Source organism: Acetobacter sp. JWB (assembly GCF_003323795.1).
GTDB classification, from domain to species: Bacteria; Pseudomonadota; Alphaproteobacteria; order Acetobacterales; family Acetobacteraceae; genus Acetobacter; species Acetobacter oryzifermentans.
In genome coordinates this window covers 1,384,237-1,408,896 of record NZ_CP030871.1, presented here as the reverse complement: position 1 = coordinate 1,408,896, position 24,660 = coordinate 1,384,237, and the positions used below count along the sequence as shown (strand labels likewise).

Annotated in this window: 22 protein-coding genes; 15 read left to right on the top strand and 7 right to left on the bottom strand. The window is 51.5% G+C overall.

From position 1 onward, the window contains the following. Positions 1-409 precede the first annotated feature (409 nt). The 6 genes from DS739_RS06750 to DS739_RS06725 all read left to right on the top strand — a co-directional run bounded on the left by DS739_RS06750 (position 410) and on the right by DS739_RS06725 (position 5,679). Positions 410-685 carry a SelT/SelW/SelH family protein gene (locus tag DS739_RS06750; protein WP_035353756.1) on the top strand — a complete coding sequence of 92 codons (276 nt, stop codon included), beginning with the start codon at positions 410-412 and terminating at the stop codon, positions 683-685. A 576-nt stretch (positions 686-1,261) separates the two neighbouring features. Further along, positions 1,262-1,972: an energy transducer TonB gene (locus tag DS739_RS06745; RefSeq protein WP_035353759.1), complete on the top strand. Its 711-nt coding sequence runs from the start codon at positions 1,262-1,264 to the stop codon at positions 1,970-1,972. A gap of 107 nt (positions 1,973-2,079) precedes the next feature. Further along, complete coding sequence (locus tag DS739_RS06740) at positions 2,080-3,054, top strand: MotA/TolQ/ExbB proton channel family protein (protein ID WP_089178348.1); 975 nt, start codon at positions 2,080-2,082, stop codon at positions 3,052-3,054. Between the two features lie 30 nt (positions 3,055-3,084). Then, a complete protein-coding gene (locus tag DS739_RS06735) occupies positions 3,085-3,504 on the top strand; it encodes a biopolymer transporter ExbD (protein WP_035351226.1) in 420 nt (139 codons plus the stop codon). A gap of 53 nt (positions 3,505-3,557) precedes the next feature. Next, on the top strand, positions 3,558-4,001 hold the full coding sequence (locus DS739_RS06730; RefSeq protein ID WP_063354054.1) for a biopolymer transporter ExbD: 444 nt from the start codon (positions 3,558-3,560) through the stop codon (positions 3,999-4,001). Positions 4,002-4,086: 85 nt separating this feature from the next. Next, entirely contained in the window at positions 4,087-5,679 is a 1,593-nt protein-coding gene (locus tag DS739_RS06725; RefSeq protein WP_035351323.1) for a gamma-glutamyltransferase family protein, read from the top strand. Here DS739_RS06725 and guaD read toward each other — a convergent pair. Together guaD and DS739_RS06715 are read right to left on the bottom strand one after the other, a co-directional pair. Then, positions 5,676-6,998, bottom strand: a complete 1,323-nt coding sequence (gene guaD / locus DS739_RS06720) for a guanine deaminase (protein ID WP_035351325.1) — start codon at positions 6,996-6,998, stop codon at positions 5,676-5,678. The genes DS739_RS06725 and guaD overlap by 4 nt on opposite strands. Positions 6,999-7,002: 4 nt before the next feature. Next, positions 7,003-7,905 (bottom strand): LysR family transcriptional regulator, encoded by a 903-nt coding sequence (locus tag DS739_RS06715; protein WP_006115357.1) that lies wholly within the window; start codon positions 7,903-7,905, stop codon positions 7,003-7,005. Positions 7,906-8,061: 156 nt separating this feature from the next. On the opposite strand from DS739_RS06715, the gene DS739_RS06710 reads away from it, so the two are divergent. Genes DS739_RS06710 through xdhC form a run of 8 tightly spaced genes read left to right on the top strand, consistent with a single transcriptional unit; the run spans position 8,062 to position 17,383 of the window. Continuing rightward, complete coding sequence (locus DS739_RS06710) at positions 8,062-9,480, top strand: NAD(P)-binding domain-containing protein (RefSeq protein ID WP_006115356.1); 1,419 nt, start codon at positions 8,062-8,064, stop codon at positions 9,478-9,480. 27 nt (positions 9,481-9,507) lie between these two features. Next, positions 9,508-10,401 carry an allantoinase PuuE gene (puuE, locus tag DS739_RS06705; protein WP_006115355.1) on the top strand — a complete coding sequence of 298 codons (894 nt, stop codon included), beginning with the start codon at positions 9,508-9,510 and terminating at the stop codon, positions 10,399-10,401. Then, complete coding sequence (uraD, locus tag DS739_RS06700) at positions 10,398-10,907, top strand: 2-oxo-4-hydroxy-4-carboxy-5-ureidoimidazoline decarboxylase (protein ID WP_081461403.1); 510 nt, start codon at positions 10,398-10,400, stop codon at positions 10,905-10,907. The genes puuE and uraD overlap by 4 nt, the downstream gene beginning before the upstream one ends. Then, entirely contained in the window at positions 10,904-11,236 is a 333-nt protein-coding gene (gene uraH / locus DS739_RS06695; RefSeq protein WP_006115353.1) for a hydroxyisourate hydrolase, read from the top strand. The genes uraD and uraH overlap by 4 nt, the downstream gene beginning before the upstream one ends. A 3-nt stretch (positions 11,237-11,239) precedes the next feature. Then, positions 11,240-12,700, top strand: coding sequence for a nucleobase:cation symporter-2 family protein (locus DS739_RS06690; protein ID WP_006115352.1), 1,461 nt, complete (start codon positions 11,240-11,242; stop codon positions 12,698-12,700). Between the two features lie 35 nt (positions 12,701-12,735). Next, positions 12,736-14,217 carry a xanthine dehydrogenase small subunit gene (gene xdhA, locus DS739_RS06685; RefSeq protein WP_006115351.1) on the top strand — a complete coding sequence of 494 codons (1,482 nt, stop codon included), beginning with the start codon at positions 12,736-12,738 and terminating at the stop codon, positions 14,215-14,217. Then, on the top strand, positions 14,210-16,558 hold the full coding sequence (xdhB, locus tag DS739_RS06680; RefSeq protein WP_035351331.1) for a xanthine dehydrogenase molybdopterin binding subunit: 2,349 nt from the start codon (positions 14,210-14,212) through the stop codon (positions 16,556-16,558). Before xdhA ends, xdhB begins: the two co-directional genes overlap by 8 nt. A gap of 9 nt (positions 16,559-16,567) precedes the next feature. Then, positions 16,568-17,383, top strand: a complete 816-nt coding sequence (xdhC, locus tag DS739_RS06675) for a xanthine dehydrogenase accessory protein XdhC (protein WP_035351691.1) — start codon at positions 16,568-16,570, stop codon at positions 17,381-17,383. Positions 17,384-17,386: 3 nt separating this feature from the next. Here xdhC and DS739_RS06670 read toward each other — a convergent pair whose 3' ends face one another. The 5 genes from DS739_RS06670 to DS739_RS06650 are packed head-to-tail and all read right to left on the bottom strand — an operon-like array spanning position 17,387 to position 21,931. Continuing rightward, the gene (locus tag DS739_RS06670; protein ID WP_006115348.1) at positions 17,387-18,742 is read right to left on the bottom strand and encodes an AtzE family amidohydrolase; all 1,356 of its coding nucleotides are present in this window, start codon (positions 18,740-18,742) and stop codon (positions 17,387-17,389) included. After that, positions 18,739-18,927, bottom strand: a complete 189-nt coding sequence (locus DS739_RS06665) for a DUF4089 domain-containing protein (RefSeq protein WP_035351333.1) — start codon at positions 18,925-18,927, stop codon at positions 18,739-18,741. Before DS739_RS06665 ends, DS739_RS06670 begins: the two co-directional genes overlap by 4 nt. Positions 18,928-18,939: 12 nt before the next feature. Next, entirely contained in the window at positions 18,940-19,344 is a 405-nt protein-coding gene (gene hpxZ, locus DS739_RS06660; protein ID WP_035351335.1) for an oxalurate catabolism protein HpxZ, read from the bottom strand. A 17-nt stretch (positions 19,345-19,361) separates the two neighbouring features. Continuing rightward, the gene (locus DS739_RS06655; RefSeq protein WP_035351338.1) at positions 19,362-20,603 is read right to left on the bottom strand and encodes an alanine--glyoxylate aminotransferase family protein; all 1,242 of its coding nucleotides are present in this window, start codon (positions 20,601-20,603) and stop codon (positions 19,362-19,364) included. A gap of 2 nt (positions 20,604-20,605) precedes the next feature. Further along, positions 20,606-21,931: an allantoate amidohydrolase gene (locus DS739_RS06650; protein WP_006115346.1), complete on the bottom strand. Its 1,326-nt coding sequence runs from the start codon at positions 21,929-21,931 to the stop codon at positions 20,606-20,608. 330 nt (positions 21,932-22,261) lie between these two features. On the opposite strand from DS739_RS06650, the gene DS739_RS06645 reads away from it, so the two are divergent. Then, complete coding sequence (locus DS739_RS06645) at positions 22,262-24,601, top strand: TonB-dependent receptor (RefSeq protein WP_006115345.1); 2,340 nt, start codon at positions 22,262-22,264, stop codon at positions 24,599-24,601. Positions 24,602-24,660: the final 59 nt, after the last annotated feature.

The following is a 24,660-nucleotide window of genomic DNA, read 5'->3' as shown; positions in this document are numbered from 1 at the left end:
CCTTGCTGAAAAAAAGCGGATCACAATGCGTTAAAGCGCAGCATGCAGACAAGGCAATATGATTAAATAATGACACGTCAGTCAAGTTATTATTTTATACATATGAACCCTTACCGTAAAATCTATAGACCTATAATTTTTTGGTCATGTAAAATAAGAGAAGTGTAAAAATACCTCAATGATCTTGATCAAGAAGGCGGGGAAAACAGATGAAATCGTGCAAAATATAATTTGACATTGTGTTCATTTTTATAAATCTGATTTCCCAGCGCGTAATTCTTATAAACTATAACAAAGTTATTACATCAAAGCGTCTATATGGATTTAAAAATAGATCCTACTGTGGCCATTCTATAATGCGTTCATTCGCTTTATGATATTGCTCACTCAAAAATTGGAAGACACACTTATGCCTTTGCCCCGCGTTTCTATTCACTACTGCACGCAGTGTAATTGGCTTTTGCGTGCCGCATGGATGGCGCAAGAGCTTCTTTCTACTTTTGGAAATCAACTTGGCGAGGTCGCTCTTTGCCCTGATACAGGCGGAAAGTTTGAAATCCGTGTAGATCACGAAATGATATGGGAGCGCAAGCGGGATGGAGGCTTCCCCAACCCTAAAGAACTCAAGCAAAGGGTAAGAAACATCATCGATCCAGAAAAAGACCTCGGTCACATAGATCGATAAAATAGGTGCATCAGAAGCAAGGCTGGAGAGATATTTTTATCTTTCCTGCCCATATTAAATCCCTCTCATCAAAACATTGAAGACATCGTTAAGCTTTTAAAATTCAGTCGTATGAAACAATTTAAAAACTCACTTAACTAACGCAGGCAAATAAACTTTCATTGTCAAAGTTTTTTCAAATCGCGTTTGCCAAACGCTATCTAGCCGTGCGTCTTGACACGCTTTTTTACAAAATTGCGCCATACGGGAAGGCTCATGCTTTGCCAGAATATCGTGGGCCCTTATAAAATAACTATAAAAAATAGTCTTTTCCCAATTGACTCATTTTGAATGTTATATCTACATAAAAACCTTATGGTTTCGTTATTTCGAGTGGAAACAGACATGCGCTGCTATGATTCTGACAGGCACAGCCTTCCCGATCACTATTTGGCAACGAGGAAGTGCATTTTTTGTTTTTGGTAAGAAACGAAAATTTATCTTACCTTCGAAAAGTAACAATTTATCAGGAATAATATTTTTCTAGAGTTGCTTTTTCAAAATTTTCTCAAAAAGCAACGGAGGGAAACTGGCGTAATGCAGGATAACTCTCAACAATCGGAGGGGAAGGAGCGTTATGTTCTTCGCGCTGGTGGTGCGGTTGGAGCTGGTGCGCTTATAGCGGTTCTTCTTTTGCATGGAGCTGGTGTGTGGGGTCTGATGTATGGGATGGGCACCACAGCAAACGTGCCTGTTGAGCATCCGCCGATTAAGGCTGAGATGCTGCCACCCCCTCAGCCGCCCCCGCCGCCACCTCCACCGCCGCCGCCACCGCCGGTAATGGCCGAGCCACCACCACCGTTCATTCCGCCGCCCAAGATCAAGGTGCCGCCACCGCCCAAGCCGCCCATCAAGCATGTGGCCAAGGTGCCGCCCAAACACCCGGCACCACCACAGACCAAAACGGCCAAGGCCCCGCCAGCCACCACCGAGCCCGCAACCAGCGCACCGCCATCCGATGCGCCGGACACCACGGCTGGTACGGCGCCGCTGAACCATGTGCAGCCGGTCTATCCACCAGAAATGGAGGAAGACAATATTGAAGGCCGTGTGACAGTGGCATGTGATGTGGAACCTTCGGGCATGACCAGCAACTGTCATGTGCAGTCGGTTTCTGGGGGGCAGGCCTTTGCTCAGTCGGCATTGGATTACGTGCACAAGGCCCGGTATCGCCCCGCCACGCGCAATGGCGCTCCGGTGAAGGAACTGCACAAGGTCTATGTCATCCGCTTTAGGCTGGATGACTAAAACGGGGTCAGTTTTTCATACTGGCCAGTAGTACAAATACGGATTGCCCGATCTGCTTGCGTAACAGGGTAGCGGATTGGGCCCTGATGATGAGGATTATGAGGAAGATGACCAGACTGCCCCGTTCTTTTGTGTCAGGTCTTGCCGCTCCGGCTCTGGCGCTGCTGATGAGCACGGCCGCCCCAGTTGCGGCCTTTGCGCAGGATGCAGCCCCCACAGCGCCTGCGGCCACGGCTCCAGCCCCCGATGCGGCGCCATCTTCCGCACCGGCGCCTGCCGCCACACCGGATGCCACCCCAGCACCCGCACCGGCCGAACAGGCCCCACCTGCGGCAGACACCAAGGAAGAAGCCAATCCCTACGGTCTAGGGGCTTTGTGGTCCAACGGTGATATCATCGCCCGCGGCGTGCTGCTGATCATGCTCATCATGTCTTTAGGCACATGGTATATCATGATCACCAAGTTCATTGAGCAGGCTCGCCTGTTTGCCGCCGCCAAGGAAGCCACCAAAAGCTTCTGGACCAAACACAGTATTCAGGAAGGCGCTTCGGCTCTCACCTCCACATCCCCATTCCGCTATATTGCTGATACCGGTATTGTGGCGGCCGAGCACCATGAAGGCACGATGCAGGAAAGCATTGATCTGCATAGCTGGACGGGCATGTCCATTCAGCGCGCGGTGAACAACATCCAGAACAGCCTGCAAAAGGGTCTGGCCTTTTTGGGCACGGTGGGCTCCACCTCTCCGTTCATCGGTCTGTTCGGCACGGTGTGGGGGATCTACCACGCGCTGACAGCTATCGGCATTGCCGGTCAGGCATCCATCGACAAGGTGGCGGGGCCTGTGGGTGAATCCCTGATCATGACGGCCATTGGTCTGGCAACCGCCGTGCCTGCCGTTCTGGGCTACAACCTGCTGGTGCGCCGCAACAAGACAGCCATGGATCTGGTGCGTGACTTTGCGTCTGACCTGCAGTCCATCCTGATCGGGGGTGTGCGCCACGGTGCGGCTGCAGAGCAGATTGAGGTGCGCCCAGACAACTCCCCCACCACAGCCACGGTATCCAACCGCGTCGGATAATCGGTCAGGTCAAGGCTAAGGAGAGCGCTTATGGGCATGCAGATTGGCGATAGTGGCGGGGAAGACGACGTCGTCTCCGCCATCAACACCACACCGCTTGTGGATGTGATGCTGGTGCTGCTGATCATCTTTCTGATCACCATTCCGGTGGCGACACATACCGTCAAGGTGCATCTGCCCAAGGACACAAACCAGCCCACCCAGACCAAGCTGAGCAATGTGGTGTTGGCTGTCACGGCAGATGGGCAGACCTTCTGGAATGAAACGCCGATCAGGGATCGGGCCGATCTTCTGGCCCGGCTGGAGAAGGCAGCGGTGCAAAAGCCCCAGCCGCAGATCCAGATCCGCGGGGATGTGACCACACGCTATGAGAGTGTGGGCCGTCTGGTGGCGACGTGTCAGGAAGCGGGCATCAGCCATATCGATTTTATTACGGAAAAGCCGAAATAGGCAGGGGCGGGTGGCGCAGCACGCCACCCCATCCTTGTGGGGAGAGCACAGCCATGGGCATGAATGTTGGCTCTGAGAGCACAACGGAAGATGAAGGCATTGTTGACATCAACACCACGCCACTGATTGACGTGATGCTGGTGCTGCTGATCATGCTGATCATCACCATCCCGTTGCAGACGCAGGCGGTCTCGATTGATCTGCCGCAGGGCAACCCGCCGCCCAGCACGGAAGAAACCCCTGTGGTGACGCTGGTTGTGGACTTTGATAACTCGCTGACATGGAATGGCCAGCCGATTAATGGGGAAGCCGATCTGCAGGCGCATCTGCGCGAGATCGCCAGCGGGCCCGAGGCCAGCCGACCAGAATTCCATCTCCAGCCCAACCGTCTGGCAGACTACAAAACCGTCATCCACGTCATGGCCGATGCACAGCGCCTCGGCGTTACAAAACTCGGAATCGTCGGGCAGGAACAGTTCGTAGACGGTAAAATATAAGGGGGTGGGTTTGATCATGAAATTGTGGTCAAGTATCTGATACGTCGTTTTTATTATTTCCATTTATGAAAAGCGGTTGATTGTCATGCAGCATACATTCCAGTCTGGGCGCGGGATGGTGACATCACCGCATCATCTGGCCAGCCAGAGTGGCCTTTCCATACTGAAGCAGGGCGGCACAGCTCTAGAGGCTATTGTGGCAATGGCCTCTACCTTATGTGCGGTTTACCCTCATATGACTGGTATTGGAGGCGATGCTTTCTGGTTGGTTTCTTACCCAGATGGCCGGGTGGAAGTGATAGAAGCCTGTGGTGCTGGAGCCTTACAAAGTTCAGCAGATGCATATCGTCAAGCAGGACATACCACTGTGCCATGGCGTGGAGGGTGGGCCGCCAACACAATGGCTGGCACTGTTTCTGGCTGGCAGCTTGCTTTGCAGCAGAGTGCATCTATCAAGAACCCACTTCCATTGAATGCACTTTTGGAAGATGCCATTTGGTATGCTGCAAATGGCTATGTTGTTTCAGAGAGTGAAGCCGAGCTTCTGGCTTCCAAGCAAAGCGAACTTTTGCAAAATCAGGATTTTGCACAGTCTTATGCGCCTGATGGCAAATTGTTTCAGCATGGCATGGTGCGTAAGAACCCGGCATTAGGGCAGACACTGCGCCAACTTGCCCAAGATGGATTGCAAAGTTTTTATACAGGTGCCACCGCGCACACCCTGTTGCAGGATCTGCAACGCGCAGAAAGCCCCTTAAGGGCAGAAGATTTTGTATCTCATAAAGCTCTCTTTAAAAAACCACTTGCTGCAAAGCTGAAGGGGGCACACGTTTACAACGCACCGCCACCCACTCAGGGCGTGGCTTCTTTGGCAATCTTGCAGCTATTTGAAAAACTGGGTGTGCAGGAAGGCGAGGGCTTTGCGCATATACATGGCCTGATAGAGGCTACAAAACAGGCCTTTTTGTTCCGCAATGCGCATGTAGGTGATCCACGGTGGATGACAGAAGATGCACAGGCTTTTCTAGACAACGAAAAACTGTGCACCGAACTGGCGCATAAAATTGACATGCAACATGCTTCCCCGTGGCCTCAGCCCTCACAGGCCGGAGACACCACATGGATGGGAGCTATTGATTCCTCTGGCATTGCTGTCAGCATGATACAAAGCCTGTATTTTGAGTTCGGATCTGGTGTTTTTCTGCCGCAAACAGGAATTCTATGGCAAAATCGTGGTGCTTCCTTCCAACTGGGGGAAGGCGCATGGAATGCCTTTGCACCGGGCCGCAAGCCTTTTCATACCCTCAATCCAGCACTAGCGCATTTTGATGATGGCCGGGTGATGGTTTACGGCACAATGGGGGGAGAAGGCCAACCCCAAACACAGGCAGCGGTTTTCACCAGATACGCACAGTTTGGCACATCTTTGCAGCAGGCTGTTACGGCCCCCCGATGGTTACTGGGCCGCACATGGGGAAGTGAAAGCCAATCCCTAAAGGTAGAAAGCAACATGGATGCAGGTGTTGTGGCCAAGCTGGAAAAAGCAGGCCATCCTGTAGAACGTGTTGCACCTTTTTCCAGCATCATGGGGCATGCCGGGGCTATCGTACGGCATGCTCATGGTATTCTGGAAGGCGCGGCAGACCCACGGAGTGATGGATGTGTGGCGGCTTTTTAAGGCCGCTCATACACAGATTGCCCATTCACCCACGTTGCTTTTACGCTGCGATCATCCCCCAGAATAATCAATGGGAAAAGCATATCCTGCACCGTCTGGCAGGGGGCTGTTCTTTGCGCAAGCATAGGCGTAGCAGCCGGATCTAATATACAAAAATCCGCCTCCATACTAGGTGCAATGCGGCCGATTTTTGTATCCAGTTTAAGAGCTTCTGCAGCTCCAGCCGTTGCAAGCCAGAAGGCCTGAAGAGCTTGCAACCTTTCTCCCCCAGCCATGAGAGAAACTTTATAGGCTTCTCCCATCGTGCCAAGCATGGATAAGGTTGTGCCTGCGCCAATATCTGTACCCAAGCCGACATGCACGGGCCGGTCTGACCGCATGGCATCAAACAGTTTAAATAAGCCGCTCCCTAAAAACAGGTTGGATGTCGGGCAATGAGCAAGCGTGCACCCTGCATGATGACATTGCTGAAAATCTGTTTCCTGCAAATAAATACCATGCCCAAAAATAGAGCGTGCTCCAACTAACCCTGCCTGTGCGTACACATCCAAATATGAAGCGGATTTTGGAAACAAGCTGGCAACAGCTTTTATTTCATCCAGATTTTCCGCCAAGTGCGTTTGCATAAACACATCTGGATGGCGTGCCAGCAGATCACCCGCCATTTCCAATTGTTCCGGCGTGCTGGTAATGGCGAAACGAGGCGTGACCGCGTAAAGCTGACGGCCTTTATTGTGCCAGCTTTGAATTAAAGCGGTTGAATCATCATACCCACTTTTGGCCGTATCTCGTAGATTATCTGGGGCATTGCGATCCATCAGCACCTTGCCCGCAATCATGCGTGTCCCACGTTTTTCTGATTGTTTGAAAAACGCATTCACTGATTGCGCATGCACTGTGCAGTATACGGCAGCTGTGGTTGTTCCATTCCGCAAAAGTTCGTCCAGAAACGCGCTGGCAACAGCTTCTGCATAGGCCGAATTATCAAACTGGGCTTCGGTTGGAAAAATATACTGTTCCAACCACGGTAAAAGTTGCTGCCCCCAGGAGGCAATAGCTGGCATTTGCGGGTAATGAACGTGCGTATCAATAAACCCGGCGGAAATAATGCTATCTGGGTAATGTGTAACTGCAATGGCCTTATCTAGCTTAGGCGCAAGGGCCGCATAAGGCCCACAATCTATTATACGGCCCGCTTCCATTATAATCAGGCCGTCTTCTTCAACACTCAGGCTTTCTTCCGGAGGCACCAGAAAAGGATTGCCCGTGAACGTAATGTAGCAACCCCGAATAGCCGTTTTTGCTGAAGATACTGACATGATTTTATAGCTGTTCCAGAAAGAAATTTTCAATTTCGCTAATAATAAACCGCGCTGCCGTAGAAAGCTGGCGAGAGCGGTCTACACACAAAGCCAAGGATAATGGCGTAAGTTTTTTATGCACAATAGGGGTAAAAGCAAGTTGGTTTTTTTGCACTTCATCATAGGCATCCAGATAACTTAAAATCCCAATTCCCGTGCCCTCCAGCACCAGAGATTTGATCATCTGAATATTATCTGCACGGGCAACAGCAGCTATTTCTATACCTGTTTCTGCTTCCAAAAGCCCAATGGGCCGCCAAAGCGCAAGAGGCGGCGAAGGCACAATAACCGGATATTCCGCAGCCACACTAAAACGTGCCTCGCTTAACGCCGCAACGGGGTGAGACGGCAGGGAAATAAATCCCAAAGGGATTTCCTTATGCGCCCGTACGGTTAATTCCCGCATGTGGCTTGGGTTAAACATAAGGGCAAAATCTGCGTGTCCCTTTACCAGAAGTTCTCCCATATTCTGGCTTTTGCGCACATGCACACTCACCAAAATACCCGGATGGCTTTCACGCAGCCGCCCCAATAGAACCGGCAAAAAACCTTTGGTAAGTGCATCTGGAATAAGAATATCCGCCGTGCCCTGCCGCAAGCCTTTAAGATTATCAAGCTGGATTTTAAGCGTATTTAAGTCTCGCGACCAATGGCGGCAGGATGTTAGCAGCAATTCCCCTGCCGTTGTTAGGCGCAGACCTGTTGGCAAGCGTTCGAACAATAACGTGCCCAGTAATTTTTCACCCTGAAGAATCTGCCTATCAATAGCGGAAGCGGCAATATGCAATTCGTCCGAAGCCTTACGGATTGAGCCATGCTGAGCAACAGCCATGAAGTAACGAAGAAAACGGGAAAAAACTGGCATTTGCTTTTGCTCTCATTTTGCGAACGCACCATGCTGAATTATGTCATATACAAGAACGATGCGAATGTGAAACATTATGCTTGATTTTATCGTCGTTGTCAGGGGCATGAATCAGATTGTTTTCGGGCAACGCATATTTCGGACTGATATGCAGGCATGGAACAGCTTAATAAACGTGTGCGTGATGATCTCGCAAAAATTCAGTATGCAACAGGCAATTGGTGCATTCCCCACAAGCATGATGGCGAAGATGTTCTGGATGTTGCTATTATTGGCGGCGGGCAGGGCGGTTTGGCCACCTGCTTTGGGCTAAAGCGGCGCGGCATTACCAACACCTGTATTTTTGATACCGCCCCCAAAGGGGGTGAAGGCCCGTGGATTACGTTTGCACGTATGCTAACCCTGCGTACGCCCAAATATGTAACCGGCCCAGATTTGGGCATTCCCAGCCTGACACCTCAATCCTGGTACGAAGCACGCTACGGAGCTGCTGCATGGCACACGCTGGATAAAATTTCCCGCCAGGATTGGCAGGCTTATCTGGATTGGGTGCGTGATGTTCTGGATTTGCCTGTAAAAAATGAACACGAACTATTAGATATTGATTGGCAGGATAACCTGCTGAAACTAACTTTTGCATGTGCCGGTGGCGTAAAAAAACAGGTTTGGGCGCGCAAAATTGTGCTGGCAACGGGTATTGAAGGCGGTGGCGCATGGCATGTGCCAGACTTCATTACAAAAGCTCTGCCAAAAGCACGTTATGCCCATACGTGCGAACAGATTGACTTTGAAAAACTGCGCGGCAAACGCATTGGCGTTCTTGGTGCCGGGGCCTCGGCTTTTGATAACGCGGCAACGGCTTTGGAGCATGGCGCCAAGCAGGTTGATCTGTGCCTGCGTCGTAAAAAAATTCCATCTGTAAACCCATACCGCTGGATGGAAAATGCTGGATTTCTCAGCTATTTTTCAGAACTGGATGATCTGGTGCGCTGGCGCTTCATGCGGCGGATTTATGATCTCAACCAGCCGCCCCCGCAGGATACGTTCTGGCGCTGCCGGAGCCATAAAAACTTTGCCTTCCACACGGGCACTCCGTGGCTTTCCGTGAAGGAGGAAGGGAAAGACGTGGTTGTGACCACGCCACATGGTGAAATGCGGTTTGACTTCCTGATTATTGGCACAGGATTTGTTATTGATCTGGCCCAGCGGCCAGAACTGGCTAAAGTGGCGCCGCATATTGCCCTTTGGCGGGATTGTTTTGCCCCACCGGAAGACGAACAAAGCACACTTCTGGGCAGCCACCCTTATCTGGGCGAACGCTTCCAGTTTTTGCCGCGCAATGCGTCCGATCCACTAGCTCCAATGCTTGCGGCCATTCATAACTTTACATTCTCTGCCACACCCAGCATGGGGCTTTCTGGCTCGTCCATCAGCGCCATGCGGTTTGGGGTGGAAAAACTCACCTTCGGCATCGGGCGTGATCTGTTTGTGCAGGATGGTGAAAAACACCTGCAAAGCCTGCTGGATTACAATGTAGATGAATTGGTCAGTCTGGAACCTCCTCAGTGTATGTGATGATGTATTCAGGAAGGTAAGGAAATAATGCAGAATTACCCGCGCGATATGGTGGGATACGGCGCTTGCCCGCCGGATCCACGCTGGCCCAACGCTGCCCGTATAGCCGTGCAGTTTGTGGTGAATTACGAAGAAGGTGCCGAAAACTCTGTCCTACATGGAGATAAAGGGTCTGAGGCGTTCCTTTCGGAAATGATCGGCACAACATCTATCGTAGGCGAACGCTGCATGCAGATGGAAAGTCTGTATGAATACGGTAGCCGCGCGGGGTTCTGGCGCTTACATCGGTTGTTCGAACAGGCGGACATCAAGCCCACCGTATTTGGTGTGGCAACAGCTATGGCACGCAACCCCATAGCCGTTGCAGCCATGCAGAAAAGCGGATGGGAAATTGCCTCTCATGGCCTGCGCTGGATTGATTATCAGCATATGCCTGAAGATGTTGAGCGTGAGCATATTCAACAGGCCATAAAGCTACATACGCAAGTTACGGGGGAACGTCCGCTTGGGTGGTATCAGGGCCGCACAAGCCCGAACACAGCCCGCCTTGTGGCTGAAGAAGGTGGCTTTGTTTATGATGCGGATTCATATGCAGATGACCTTCCGTATTATGACAGAACACACGGCAGGCCGCAGCTTATTGTGCCTTACACGCTGGACGTGAACGATATGAAGTTTGCGGCTCTGAACGGCTTTACAGAAGGCGAACAGTTTTTCCGCTACCTGCGAGACTGCTTTGATATGTTGTATCAAGAGGGCGGCCGCATGATGTCTGTTGGCCTGCACTGCCGTCTAGCAGGCAAGCCCGCGCGCGCCTTGGCGGTTGCCAAGTTTATACAGCACATCCAGCAGCATGAAGGAGTGTGGGCACCAACCCGTCTGGAAATAGCCCGCCATTGGCAAAAGGTGCACCCGGCATGATGTGCTTGCAGGATGTAAACACGCTCTCTCCCGCACAGTTTGTTGAAACATTTGGGAGCATTTACGAACACTCTCCATGGGTGGCGGAAGCGGCTGTAACGCAACGCCCCTTTGCCTCCTTGCAGCAGATGCAACTGGTCTTTTCCCAAGCCGTGCAACAGGCTCCGGAAAGCCAAAAACTGGCGTTGGTGCGTGCCCACCCAGAACTTGGCCACCGTATGGGCATAGATCCGGACTTAAGTGCTGAATCAACGCAGGAGCAGGGGAGAGCCGGGTTAGATCGGCTTTCTCCCACCGAATACAAGCAACTCCGTGAGCTGAATGACGCTTACCACAAAAAATTTGGCATGCCGTTTGTTATTTGTGTCCGCAAAGCCACCAAAGCCATTATTCTGGAGGCCTTGGAACAACGTCTGACAAGCTCCTTTACAGTAGAGCTTGCAGAAGCGCTAAAGCAGATTGATGCAATAGCGGCCTTAAGATTACAGGATAAGGTGCAGGTATGAGCTCTCTTTCCACACATGTGCTTAATACAGTTTCTGGCCATCCGGCCAGTGCTGTGCAAATCCGCCTTTTTGCCGGTGATACTCTTGTGTTTACAGGGGTAACAAATGCCGATGGCCGCTGTGCAGAACTCAGAAATCTTGAACTCAAACCCGGTCAGTATCGGCTGGAGTTTGAAATCGGCACCTATTTTCAGCAACAGGGCATGAATCTGCCAGAACCTCTTTTTCTGGATATCGTGCCAATTGTTTTTGGATTGGGTGAAGCCATGCACGCCCATGTGCCGCTGCTTGCTGCGCCTTATGGTTATTCTACTTACAGGGGAAGCTAACAGATGAAAGCTGCCAGAAACGTTCCGCAAGCGGTTCATCCTGTAGATGAATTCCTGCCTTTCTGGCAGTTGGGTGTTTATGGATTGCAGCACGTGCTCACATTTTATGCTGCATCTGTAATTGTACCTATTCTGCTTGCCAGTGCTCTTGGGCTTTCGCACGATGCCTTGGAACACCTTATTGAAGCCGATCTTTTCACCTGCGGCATTGCCTCGCTTATTCAGGCCGTGGGTATTGGGCCTCTGGGTGTCAAACTTCCTCTGTTACAAGGGGTTACGTTTGTTTCCGTTACCCCCATGATCGCCATTGGCATGGCTGCCGGGGGTGGCATTGAAGGGCTGCATCAGATTTTTGGTGCTGTTATTGTTGCGGGTATTTTTTCCTATTTTATGGCGCCATTTTTCTCACGATTGATCCGTTTTTTTCCGCCTGTTGTCACTGGGTCTGTCATTCTGGTTATTGGGTTGGCTCTGCTGCCTGTGGCGGCCAATGATATTGTTAATGGCCAAGGCACGGGCACCATGCAAAACCCTGTCAGCCTGCGTAATGTTGCGTATGGCTTGGGTACGCTGCTGTGCATTCTGGCTGTTCAACGTTTCTTCAAGGGTTTTCTGGGCACCATTGCTGTGCTGGTTGGCCTGATTATGGGCACGCTGGTTGCATGGATTTTGGGAGATGCACATTTTGGAGATGTGTCATCCGCACCACTCTTAACCATTGTGCGCCCGCTATATTTTGGCATGCCCAGTTTTCATATCGTACCCATTCTTTCCCTGATTATCGTAATGATGATTTCCATGCTGGAAACAACGGGAGATGTGTTTGCCACTGGTGCTATTGTGGACAAAAAAATCACTCCGCGTGATATCACTCGCGCCATTCGCGCAGATGGGGCCGCTACAATGCTGGGGGGTATTTTCAATTCCTTTCCCTACACCTGCTTTGCTGAAAACGTAGGCCTGGTGCGGCTTACAGGCGTAAAAAGCCGGTGGGTTGTGGCTGCCGCAGCCCTTATCATGATGATTATGGGCTGCTTGCCTAAACTGGCCGTGCTTATGGCCTGCGTGCCGCTGCCTGTTTTGGGGGGCGCAGCTTTGGCTATGTTTGCAGCGGTTGCCGTGGTGGGTATCCAAACCTTGGCGCAGGTGGATTTTGATAACCAAAACAACGGCATTATTGTTGGCACCAGCGTTGGCTTGGGCATGCTTGCTACAGCACAGCCCCACATTGCAGATCACTTTCCCGCATGGGCTCAGATCATCTTTGGCAGCGGCATCACGCTTGGGGCCATGTCCGCCATTATCCTGCATTTAATCTTCAACCACGGCACGCATGGCGCTGTTGTGGAAGAAAAAGAAGCCGCCCCACAACCAGCCACCACCCACCCAGAAATGTGGAAGAACGTTGTTGTGATATCAGAAGATAAGCTTGGGCCACGTCGTCCAAAATCCTGTTCCAGATAAATCCTGACCACTGCGTCTTCTACAGAGATCAAAAAATGCGACACCATATAAGGTTTTATCTGGGTCAGACCTTGCACGAAGTGTCTGATCTTTCTCCCACTCACACAGTATTGGACTGGCTGCGTGAGCAGAAAGGCCAAACCGGCACCAAGGAAGGGTGTAATGAGGGCGATTGCGGTGCCTGCACGGTTATGGTTGTGCGCCTTGAAAACGGCCAGCTCACATGGTGTAGCGTAAATGCCTGCATCCAGTTTTTATGGATGTTGGATGGCGCACAGCTTTTTACAGTTGAGTATTTGCAAAACCCGGATGGCTCCCTGCACCCCGTGCAACAGGCTATGGTGGACTTGCATGGGTCTCAATGCGGGTTTTGTACACCGGGCTTTGTGATGTCCATGGTGGCTTATGTACAAAATGGCGGGGGAGATGATCCTAAAGCCATCAACACAGCCCTTGCGGGCAATTTATGCCGTTGCACCGGCTATGCACCTATTATACGCGCCATGCAGCAGGCACGCCACACTATGCAGCAACAGGGCAACCGTTTTGATGGGGAAAAACAAGACATCATTCTGCGCCTTTCTGCCTTACAGGATGGCAGCAGTGTAGATATTCAAAACACCCAAGGCCGCATCACTTTGCCAGCCAATTCCGATGCGCTTGCAGCCGTTTATCGGGAAAACCCTACAGCCACTCTGATTGCTGGCGCCACAGATGTTGGCTTGTGGGTGACCAAGCATTTGCGAGACCTGCCACATGTTGTTTCCGTAAAATCCGCCAAGGATCTGCATAAACTAGAACAACGTGATGGTGGTTTGTGGATAGGTGCGTCCGTAACGTACACGCAGGCCCTTCCTGCCTTGGCAACCCATCTGCCCGATGCACTGGAAACCATAAAACGTATTGGTTCCACGCAGGTAAGAAACGCTGCCACTGTTTGCGGCAATATAGGCAATGCCTCACCCATTGGGGATGGGCCACCATTGTTTATAGCTGCCGGAGCCGTGCTGCATTTACGGCAAGGCAATACACGACGGCAGATTCCGCTTGAAAACTATTTTCTGGAATACGGAAAACAGGATCGCCGTCCAGCCGAATTCATAGAAGGCGTGTTTATACCAGATCAATCTGCTCAAACTGTTATGCGGGCCTATAAGGTTTCCAAACGGTTTGATCAGGACATTTCTGCAATTATGGCAGCCTTTGCGCTTTGTGTAGATACAGATGGCCACATTACAGAGGCTCGTCTGGCTTTTGGTGGAATGGCGGGCATTCCCTGCCGCGCCAAGAAAGCGGAAAAGGCTTTGGTCGGCCAGAAGTGGGATATTGTAGCGTTGGAAGCTGCCCGCACGGCCATATTGGATGATTTTACACCCTTAACGGATATGCGCAGCAGTGCGTGGTATCGCTCTACAGTATCCGCCAACCTGTTAACGCGCTTTTTTGAAGAAACAGCACCACAAGGAAGCAGTCAACCTATCTGCCTGGAAGGTTGGAGAGAAATTTCCCATGCTTAAAAACCATAAAAGCGAGCAGAAAATTGTTCCCGGTGGGGCAACGCAAAGCCTGAAGCATGAAAGTGGGCAGCTGCACGTTTCCGGCAAGGCAACGTATATTGATGATATTCCGACCCCCGCAAATGTTGTGCATGTGGTGCCCGGTTTAAGCACCAAGGCACATGCACGCATTGTTTCTATAGATCTGGAACACGTTAAAAATTTTCCGGGCGTTTTATACGTTCTGACGGCCCAAGATGTGTTGGGGGAAAACCAGATCAGCCCTGTAGGCGCGGGGGACGAACCTCTTTTGGCCAAAGATGAGGTTTTCTATTACGGACAGCCCATTTTTGCCGTCGTGGCCGAAACGCGCCTGGCCGCCCGCAAAGCCGCGCGTCTGGCAAAAATTGTTTATGAGGATCTGCCTACCGTTCTCTCCATTGAAGAAGCCCGCCAAAAAGGCGGTTCTATGGTGTGCCGTCCGTTAGAAATGGTGCGCGGCAATGCGGCAAATGCCTTGGAAAAAGCTCCTAAACGGCTTTCCGGGCGCATTACGGTTGGGGGGCAGGAGCAGTTTTATCTGGAAGGCCAAGCCGCACTGGCTACGCCGGGCGAAGAGGGAGAGATACGCGTATGCTCCTCTACACAGCACCCCACAGAAACCCAGCACATGGTGGCACACGTTCTTAACCGCCCCAGCAATTTGGTAACCGTAGAAGTGCGCCGCATGGGCGGTGGCTTTGGGGGGAAGGAAACACAGGCAAACGCTCCAGCCTGTCTGGCTGCTCTGGCCGCAGAAATCACCCAACGTCCCGCTAAATGTCGTCTTGACCGTGATGATGATATGATCATGACAGGCAAGCGGCATGACTTTGTCATTGATTATGATGTCGGCTTTGATGCGCAAGGGCATATTCAGGGTGTTGATATGCTGCTGGCCGCACGGTGCGGATGGTCTGCTGATCTATCTGGCCCTGTCACGGACAGAGCATTGTTTCATGCAGATAATTCCTATTATTACCCGGATGTAAGGCTGCGGTCAGAACCATTTCGTACCAATACCCAATCCAACACGGCATTCCGGGGCTTTGGTGGGCCGCAAGGCATTGCCGCGGCTGAACGTGTTGTGGAGGAAATTGCTTTTGCCACGGGGCTAGACCCGCTGGATGTGCGTTTGCGCAACACATACGGCACGCAAGATAGGAACATCACACCGTATTTCATGACCGTGGAAGATTCCATTTCCCGCGAAATCATGGAACAATTGGCCGAGGAGTGTGATTACCGCAAACGCCGTAAGAAAATTCACGCCTTTAACCACACCAGCAAATACATTCGCCGGGGCATAGCACTTACACCTGTTAAATTTGGTATTTCCTTTACCGCCACGCATTTCAATCAGGCAGGCGCTCTGGTGCATGTCTATACCGATGGCTCCGTACAAGTAAACCACGGCGGTACAGAAATGGGGCAGGGGTTGCATACCAAAATGGTGCAAATTGCCATGCGGGAATTTGGCCTACCCGAAAACCGCGTGCGCATTACCGCCACAACCACAGGCAAGGTGCCCAATACGTCTGCCACAGCGGCATCTAGCGGAGCGGATCTGAATGGCATGGCTGTTCTGGACGCTATCAGCAAGATCAAAGGTCGGCTTATCAGCTTTGCTGCCACACACTGGCAGGTGCCAGAAAGTGCCGTGCACTTTGGAAGCAACGGCGTACAAGTAGGGGAAAGCTGCATTCCGTTTGTGGATGTGGTGAAAGCCGCCTACATGGCCCGTGTTTCTCTCTCCTCATCCGGGTTTTACAAAACACCCAAAATTTCGTGGGACCCGAAAACAGGCCGTGGCCACCCATTTTACTATTTTGCCTATGGTGCCGCATGTGCGGAAGTTGCGGTTGACCTGCTAACTGGTGAAAACCGTATGGAACGCGTAGATATTCTGCACGATGCGGGGCAATCTCTAAACCCGGTTCTGGATATTGGCCAGATAGAAGGGGGCTTTATCCAAGGGGCAGGGTGGCTGACAATGGAAGAGCTGGTATGGGATCAAACGGGTCGGCTGCGCACGCACGCTCCCAGCACCTATAAAATTCCAGCTTGTTCAGACAGACCCCCGATTTTTAATGTGAAATTGCTCGAGAATTCCCCGAACCGGGAAGAAACCATCTTCCGTTCCAAAGCTGTGGGGGAACCCCCTTTTGTGCATGGGCTGGCTGTATTGCATGCCATATCAGACGCCATAGCGAGCATTGCGGATTACCGTATCTGCCCTCAGCTAGATGCGCCTGCCACGCCAGAACAGATTTTACGCGCAGTAGAACGGCTTAAAAAACAAAAGGAAATATCTCACGAATAGGAGCTGATGATGCGAGAGGTTGCAAGGGTTCTCCAACACTGGCACCACCATCCAGAACAGCTCATTCTTGTGCGCGTTATAGAAGCCAAAGGTTCTACCCCGCGGGAGACAGGTGCTTTTATGCTGGTCGGCACCTCTTTTCTGGCCGGAACAGTAGGGGGCGGCGCGTTAGAACATGAATGCGTATTACAGGCGCGCCAAATGCTGTGCCAACATGAAAAGCTGCGTGAGCATGAATTTATTCTGGGTGGGCAAAATACCAACCAATGCTGTGGAGGTTGGGCCCGTGTGCGGTTAGAGCGTGTAACGCCAGACATTGTGCGGGAGCTGGAAAACAACATACAGCAAGAGCGGAAATTACGCCCAGTTTTACTTATGTTTGGGGCTGGCCATGTTGGCCGCGCCTTGGCTTATGCGTTGGCACCATTACCTTTGAAGTTAACATGGGTGGACCCCAGAGCGCAGGAGTTTGGCAATGTTCCCGCTGGTGTAGAAACATGCATAACAGACCAATGGGAGCCAATATTGCACGCCACACCGGCTAAATCCGGCGTGCTGGTGCTTACCCCCAGCCACACGTTGGATGCGCTGATTATAGAATCTGCTCTTTTGCGGAATGATCTGTCTTATGTAGGACTTATTGGCTCTGCCACCAAACGCAGACGGTTTGAACACAGCTTCCGCCAGCTTGGCATGGAAGAAGAGCGTTTACAGTCCCTCATCTGCCCCATAGGAGAGCGCGGTATCAGGGATAAACGGCCAGAAGTTATTGCAGCCCTTGTAGCGGCGGAAGTGGTGGAGCATGTGCTCCACCCAGCCCAATAACGTTCAGGCCATTTCCTTTTCTGGCAGGGGTACGCACCCTGCCAAGCCGCTTTTCTTCAACGCCCGCGCAACACTAAACAGCGCGGCTTCCTGCCCCGGAGCCGCAACAAGCTGTAAACCAAGTGGCAAAGAGCCTGTATTTTTCAACGGCAAACACAACACGGGCAAGCCCGGCAAGCTTAAAGGCTGTGTAAACAAGCCTAGATTGGCCCGGGCAGACACGGGTTTGCCATCCACCATAATGGTTGGCTCATCCAGCAAAGGGGCTTCTCCCATAACCGTTGGCGCTATGAGAACATCTGTTTTCTGGAATATCTCGTGGATTTTCTGCCGGAACCAGTTTCTAAACCGCTGTGCCTGCAAATAAGTGGATGATGGCAACAAGGCTCCAGCAATCAAGCGGTCTCGCGTAGCGGGATCATACTCTTCAGCCTGTTTGCGCAGGCGGGACAGATGCAGGTTTCCACCTTCCGCTGCTGTTATCAAAAAGGATGCTGCACGTGCGCTTGCTACTTCCGGCAACTCAACAGTGCTAGAATTTTTCAGGCTGGCGCAAACACGGTTCAGTGCAGTCACAAGGGTAGGGGATAGATTAGATGCAAACCATCCTCCCAATCTGGAAATCCGAAGTGTATCTACGGCTGGTTCTGGCGCTGGAATGCTGCCATCCATCACGTAAAATGTTGTAATCAGATCATCCAGAGAGGATGCAAAACTCCCCACCACATCCAAACTGGCAGAAAACGGATAGGCACCAGCACGGGGTAGGCGGCCAAAAGTGGGCTTTATCCCCCATACACCGCATAATGATGCCGGAATACGAATAGACCCGTTGGTATCAGACCCAAGGGCAAAAGGTAGAAAACCCGCAGCAACAGCCGCAGCAGACCCACCGGAGGACCCGCCAGCCATACGGGCCAGATCATGCGGGTTATGGGTGGTGCCATAATGTGCGTTTACGGTTGCAAATCCGTAAGCAAATTCATCCATGTTCAATGTTGCCACGGGAATAGCCCCCGCAGCTTTAAGCCGCTGTACAATGGCGGCATCTTTTTGCGCTGGCGGTGTATTGCGCAGCACAATAGAGCCTGCCGTAGTGACATGGCCTGCAATATCAAACAAATCTTTTACGCCAAACGGTACCCCCGCCAAAGGGGGTAAGGTTTGGCCCGCCTGCCGCATGGCATCTATTTTATGAGCCTGCTGCAAAGCCTTATCGGCAAAAATATGCGTCACACATCGGATATCGTTATCCTGTGTACGCAACGTATTTAATGTTTCCTGGATAGTGGAAACTGCACTTTTTTTACCAGAGCGAATAGCCTCCGCAATGGCAAGCGCGCTGGAAAAATGGGTCATGGAATGTACTCGTATGCTGGTTCACACGTATCGGGCAGGGTGTGCTGTTCAACCAGTTTGGCATAGTGCGCCAAAAGGGCGGAATTGCTTATCACTCCCGGTAGGCATGAGGGAGAAAGATCAAGCCCTATGGCTGCAGCGCGTGCGCGAACAAGATTTTCCTGATTAGAGGAAGGGGCGGTCATGGGCCTATTTCCTTATAAAGCAGGGCTTTCGGTTTCTGGGCGAGCTGCCATGAGCGAGACATGTGCTGCCAGAATTTTCCATCCATTGTCTGTCCGGATCCATGTCTGCATTTGCCGACCGGTTCGGTCTGAGCCTTCACGCTGAAACTCCAGACTGACAACAGCGCTTTCAGTGCCAATAGCGGTAATGGTGCGCCGCAGGTTACGGCGTGGGGGGCTTCCTCCTTTTCTGGAGCGGCGAAAAGCTGCTATTTCTTCCGCTCCATACAGATTTTCTCCCACGCCGTAGCGCACCACTTCCGGGCCATTCCAGAACAGATCATCCAGAACTTTCACATCATTTTCGGCCAGAGCACGTTCGTAACGGTCTGAACATGCTTCAACCTGCCGGAGTGTTTCTGGATTATTCAGTTCCATTACGCGTCCCCCACTGGTTACGGCCAAGATGCCAGGGCGGCATCCACAGCAGCCCCGCGCGGTGGCTTAAACCCTTCGGCGGCTAAAGCCGCTTCCAATGCGCCCAATGTCAGCAGCACTTTGTGTTTAGCGGCATTGTAACCCATGGTGCCAATACGCCAGATTTTGCCCGTTAGCGGGCCAAAAGCCGTGCCAATTTCAATGCCAAAATCTTCACGTATACGCAGTCGGACTTTATCTCCATCCACGCTGGCCGGAATCCATACCCCCGTTACGTTGGCCATACGATAGGCATCATCACCAAAAATGGTGAGCCCCATAGCACGTAGGCCTGCAATAAGTGCCGTGCTGGCCATTTTGTGGCGGGCAAAACGGTTTTCCAGCCCTTCTTCCAGCACAATACAGGCAGCCTCTCTGGCACCATATAACATGGTGGTTGCTTCGGTATGGTGGTTCAGCCGCTTTTCAGACCAGTAATCCATCACCATAGCCAGATCGAAGTAATTGGATGGAATACGTGGCCGTTGCCCATCCGTAAGGCTTGCATTGCGGATACCGGCCTCTACATGTCGGCGGGTCATAATATGTTCAGCAGCCCGGTCCGAAATAGTAATGGGGGCAGAACCCGGCGGCCCACCCATACATTTCTGCAAACCGCCAGATACCACATCAATCCCCCACCGATCCGTGCAAACAGGCACGCCACCTAGGGTGGCCGTTACATCGGCATAGGAAAGAACATTGTATTTTTTGCACAATGCTCCAACACCATCCAAAGGCTGCGCCATTGTAGTGGAGGTATCACCATGAATACAGGCCAAAACCTGTGGCTTATGTTCCTGCAATGCTGCTTCTATCTGCGCCAGAGAGGCTACTTCACCCCATGGCAGATCCAGCGTGCAGATTTCTGCTCCAACCCGTTCGGCAATTTCAGAAAGCAGCAAGCCAAAGCGCCCGGCACGCACAATAAGAATTTTTGCACCCGGTTCCACCAAGGAAACAAGGGCTGCCTCAATCCCGGCGCGGGCCGTACCATCTACCAGAAATGTCCATTGGTTCTGTGTCATGAATACCTGGCGGTACAGCGCCATGGTTTCATTCATGTATTCTGTCATTTCCGGGTCAAACTGCCCCAGCATATCGGCAGACATGGCACGCAAAACACGAGGGTGCGCATTAATAGGGCCGGGGCCCATCAGAAACCGTTGAGGCGGATCTATCTGCTTAAACATTGGTGGAATCATACGGGTTTGCTCCATGGTTAGATGGCTTTTTCTGATGGAATATTCTGGATGAAATCGCACATGACACGTAAAGCCGTTTCTACATCCTGATCCTGCACAGCTTCGGCAGGATTGTGGCTTATGCCTTTTTCACAGCGGATAAACAGCATACATACAGGGGCCAGTGCCGCCATAATCATGGCATCATGCCCAGCACCGCTTACAAGTGGATAAGCCGTTTGGCCCGTTACTGTGTGGATGGATGCGGCAAGAATGTTGCTAAGTTGCGGGTTACACTGTGTGGCGGAAAGATCATGCTGGAGGGTAAGTTGCATCTCCACGCCGCGTTTTTGGCTGATTTCCTGCAAAGCATGAGTGAGTGTTTCTGCTGCTGTGTTGCGTACATCTTCCGTGCCAGCCCGCACATCAATACTAAATTCCACCCAACCGGGTACAATATTGGGGGCACCTGGCTTTACGCTCATCTGCCCTACGGTTGCCACCAGATCATTCGGGCCGGATTGCGCAATTTTTTCTATACAGCAAATCGCTTCCGCAGCTGCGGCCAAAGCATCTTGGCGCAAATGCATGGGCAATGTGCCTGCATGCCCGGCCATGCCTTTCATCGTCACCTTAAACCGATATTGCGCGGCAATAGATGTTACCAAGCCTACCGCATGGCCCGTACTTTCCAGAACAGGGCCTTGTTCTATATGCGCTTCAAAATACGCGAGAACCTGAGAAGGCTTATAAGCGGCTTCCAGATAGCATGCGGGATCTAGCCCTCTTTCCTGAAGCGCCTGCTGGATGCTGGTGCCTTGAGTATCCTGTACGTTTGGCAACGTGTCTAAAGAGCCCGCCACAGCGCGAGATGTCAGCATGGAAACCGGAAAGCGCGAGCCTTCTTCATCTCCAAACCCAATGATTTCTATGGCGAAGGGAAAGCGCTTTTGTTGTGCATGAAAGCGCGCAATGGCCTCTATGCCCAGAATAACGCCTAATGTGCCATCATACTTGCCTGCGTTTTTTACACTATCAAGATGAGAACCAATAAGCAGGGCAGGAGCGTTAGGGGTAAGGGCCTCATAGCGGCCAATCAGATTACCTGCGGCATCTATCCGGCAGTGCATACCGGCTTCTTCCATCCATGTGCGCACCTGCTTTACGCTCGCCATATAGGCAGAAGAAAGATAGGAGCGGAACAAGCCCTCTGATGTATCTGAAAAAGGAATGTGACCTAAAAAGTCACACCGTTGTACTGCCCTTTTCCCGGACGCATCTGCAACACATGGAACATTGGGCAGGATTTGCATGCAGGCCTCTAGGGTTAGGAGGTCAATAAAAAACGTTACTTCTTGCGCCATATCAAGGGCGAAACAAATTATACGCAGGTTTTTTCTGTTCTCTCAAAAGCAAAAAAAGCAATGTTGCATTGCCAAATTCAGATCAGATAGCGCTCTTAAAACGGCAATAAGAAAATGCTTTTTTTGTTTTTGTGCGATCACTTATATACCTATATATATCGATATCGTATCGTTTTATCCGCCCGCTGCCCGGAGCCTTAATCTCATGTTGGAAGCTTACTCAAAGATCTCTGCCGATTTTCAAATTACGGCTTCTACACAGGTCAATTTGAATAAACTGACCTCCTGTTTCTGCATCATTGTTAAGCTTCCCTGCTGAGGAATTTTCTCATGTCCTTTCGGATTATTGCGCCGTCCCGCCCAGTTTTGTCCCGACTGACATACCGCCAACATCTTGCAACATTGTCCTGCCTTGTCAGTGCTGTTGGATTTTGCGCCAGCCTTTCTACGGCTCAGGCACAAACGGCTACGGCAGCCAAAAAATCATCCCAGCTTACACGGGCATCTTCAACGACTTCCGCAGCGCATGCACGCCCACGCTCCACAAAAGCAATTGAGGCGCATGGGGCAGAAGAAATCTCGGTGGGTTCCACACGCCGCAAGCGCAATGGCGGTGGCGGCATGATGCGGCTTGAAACAGCCCCTCATGCGGTGCAGACAGTCACCAAAGAATATATTGATATGCGCAGCCCCGTTTCCACCGCGCTGGATCTGGTTAAAAACCTGCCGAGCGTGAACGTTACCACGCCAGATACATCGGGCATGCAGGGCGGACAGGTGCAGACACGCGGCCTGACAGACCGTGATATGGCCATTATGGTAGATGGCATTTCTGCCGGGCAGGCAAAATATCTGGCAGAAATTATTGATTCAGAAAACGTGGATGAAGTTAGCATCACCCCCGGCAGTGCCGCGCGTGATCTACCGGTTATGTCTGCCGCTGGTGGGGTAATGAACTCCAAATCCCATGTCGCGTCACATAAATTTGGCGGTATGACGGATTTTTCTTACGGCACCAACAATCTCTCGCGCGAATTTATTCGCCTTGATTCCGGTGATATCGGCAATAGCGGTATCCGAGGCTACTTTTCCTTCTCCAACACGCATGCACGTAGCTGGATGGGCTCTGGCATTAACGAGCGTAAGCATATTGATTTTGGCGCACGCAAGGATTGGGAAAACGGTTCCAACGCCAACCTGTTTATCTCATGGAACTCGGCTGACTGGACCATTGATAACTACCCCACAGAAGATCAGTTCATGCTGTATAAGCACACGGGGCAGGGCTGGGATCGTTCATCCCATCCGGGGAATGCAAACTATTGGAAGAACAATGCTGACCACTGGAACCAGATTTTCCTGAGTGCACCGATCCACACCGTTATTACAGACAAGCTCTCGTTTGATCTGCACCCATACCTCACCTACGGGCAGGGCTGGAGCGCCAAACCCAATGGCGCGGAAGCGAATGCTGCGGGTGATATGCAGAACACAATCGGTTACTTTCAGGAGCATGGTGACCGGGTCGTGGGGGCTACGGCATCCCTCAGTTACGATATTGACAGGCACAACCACCTGACCTTCGGTTACTGGTATAACAACAGCCAGTCAGACCGTAGCTATCCTACCAGCTTTGCTATGCCTGCGGGCGGTGCCCCCAGCCCGAACTGGTCTCAGTATCGTATTGATAAAGGCGATCGGCAGGTTGCTGGGTATGAAATCCATTCGCTGTTCATTCAGGATACAGCCAAGTATCTGCACGACAAACTGCTGATTAACGGCGGCTTCAAGTTTGTTATGTCCAACGCATGGAATAAGGATTACTATGGAAGCCAAGGGCGCAATAGCACGGCGCCATTGCCTCAGCTTTCCATCAGCTACAACATTAACGATCAGAACCAGATCTATGTGAATGCGGAAGGGGATTACCGCCAGCCGACAGAAAACGATATGGGCTGGCTGTACACAAATGTGCCTATCCTGAAAAACCAGTATTCCATCAAAGAAGAACTGGGGTATCGCTACCACAACCGCTACATGATGATGGATCTGTCATTCTTCAACTACAACGTTACCAACCGTGTGGTTGACCAGTATTTGGGTATGAACAACTACCGCCCGTTCTCCATTGGCAGCCAGACCATGCGCGGGCTGGACTTCATGATTGCCGGGCGTGAAATCCACGGTTTCAGCCCCTATGCTTCTGTGGAGTATCTGCACGCCACGCAGGATAGCAACGTGTTCGATCCTTACCAGAACATCATGCTGCATTCCAAGGGCACGCAGGCCATTATGGCGCCACGGGTTATGGCTAACTTTGGTTTGACCTATAAGTATAAAGGCTTCTTTGCCAATGGTTCCGTGCATTACACCGGCCCGCAATCCGTGAGCGTTGCCGGAGACCAGAGAATACCGGGTTACGTGACCAACAGCCTGACGGTTGGGTATCACTTCAAACCATTTGGCTTTGTGAAGTCTCCCACATTCCGGTTGAACTTCACCAACCTTACGGGTTCTATTGTGCGCACAGGCGCCATGGGCGCTGTTTACAGTAAGCATGATTCCGGCACGGTTTATAGCGGTAGTTCCGCAGCATATACTGGTTACGGCAACACCTTTATGGTGGAACCACGTTTCTCCATGACAGGCACAATTTCTACCTCTTTCTAATGCCGTCCTGAACAAACTTAACGCCCCTCTCTTTGACTACAAAGGGAGGGGCTAGGTGT

Excerpts from the sequence above, each read along its gene's own strand:
- DS739_RS06690 (WP_006115352.1), top strand. The coding sequence starts at position 11,240 with ATGAAAGCTGCCAGAAACGTTCCGCAAGCGGTTCATCCTGTAGATGAA.
- xdhC (WP_035351691.1), top strand. The coding sequence starts at position 16,568 with ATGCGAGAGGTTGCAAGGGTTCTCCAACACTGGCACCACCATCCAGAA.
- DS739_RS06740 (WP_089178348.1), top strand. The coding sequence starts at position 2,080 with ATGACCAGACTGCCCCGTTCTTTTGTGTCAGGTCTTGCCGCTCCGGCT.
- DS739_RS06735 (WP_035351226.1), top strand. The coding sequence starts at position 3,085 with ATGGGCATGCAGATTGGCGATAGTGGCGGGGAAGACGACGTCGTCTCC.
- DS739_RS06710 (WP_006115356.1), top strand. The coding sequence starts at position 8,062 with ATGGAACAGCTTAATAAACGTGTGCGTGATGATCTCGCAAAAATTCAG.
- DS739_RS06655 (WP_035351338.1), bottom strand. The coding sequence starts at position 20,603 with ATGGAGCAAACCCGTATGATTCCACCAATGTTTAAGCAGATAGATCCG.
- DS739_RS06750 (WP_035353756.1), top strand. The coding sequence starts at position 410 with ATGCCTTTGCCCCGCGTTTCTATTCACTACTGCACGCAGTGTAATTGG.
- puuE (WP_006115355.1), top strand. The coding sequence starts at position 9,508 with ATGCAGAATTACCCGCGCGATATGGTGGGATACGGCGCTTGCCCGCCG.
- uraD (WP_081461403.1), top strand. The coding sequence starts at position 10,398 with ATGATGTGCTTGCAGGATGTAAACACGCTCTCTCCCGCACAGTTTGTT.
- DS739_RS06725 (WP_035351323.1), top strand. The coding sequence starts at position 4,087 with ATGCAGCATACATTCCAGTCTGGGCGCGGGATGGTGACATCACCGCAT.
- hpxZ (WP_035351335.1), bottom strand. The coding sequence starts at position 19,344 with ATGGAACTGAATAATCCAGAAACACTCCGGCAGGTTGAAGCATGTTCA.
- DS739_RS06665 (WP_035351333.1), bottom strand. The coding sequence starts at position 18,927 with ATGACCGCCCCTTCCTCTAATCAGGAAAATCTTGTTCGCGCACGCGCT.
- xdhB (WP_035351331.1), top strand. The coding sequence starts at position 14,210 with ATGCTTAAAAACCATAAAAGCGAGCAGAAAATTGTTCCCGGTGGGGCA.
- DS739_RS06670 (WP_006115348.1), bottom strand. The coding sequence starts at position 18,742 with ATGACCCATTTTTCCAGCGCGCTTGCCATTGCGGAGGCTATTCGCTCT.
- DS739_RS06650 (WP_006115346.1), bottom strand. The coding sequence starts at position 21,931 with ATGGCGCAAGAAGTAACGTTTTTTATTGACCTCCTAACCCTAGAGGCC.
- DS739_RS06730 (WP_063354054.1), top strand. The coding sequence starts at position 3,558 with ATGGGCATGAATGTTGGCTCTGAGAGCACAACGGAAGATGAAGGCATT.
- guaD (WP_035351325.1), bottom strand. The coding sequence starts at position 6,998 with ATGTCAGTATCTTCAGCAAAAACGGCTATTCGGGGTTGCTACATTACG.
- DS739_RS06745 (WP_035353759.1), top strand. The coding sequence starts at position 1,262 with ATGCAGGATAACTCTCAACAATCGGAGGGGAAGGAGCGTTATGTTCTT.
- uraH (WP_006115353.1), top strand. The coding sequence starts at position 10,904 with ATGAGCTCTCTTTCCACACATGTGCTTAATACAGTTTCTGGCCATCCG.
- DS739_RS06645 (WP_006115345.1), top strand. The coding sequence starts at position 22,262 with ATGTCCTTTCGGATTATTGCGCCGTCCCGCCCAGTTTTGTCCCGACTG.
- DS739_RS06715 (WP_006115357.1), bottom strand. The coding sequence starts at position 7,905 with ATGCCAGTTTTTTCCCGTTTTCTTCGTTACTTCATGGCTGTTGCTCAG.
- xdhA (WP_006115351.1), top strand. The coding sequence starts at position 12,736 with ATGCGACACCATATAAGGTTTTATCTGGGTCAGACCTTGCACGAAGTG.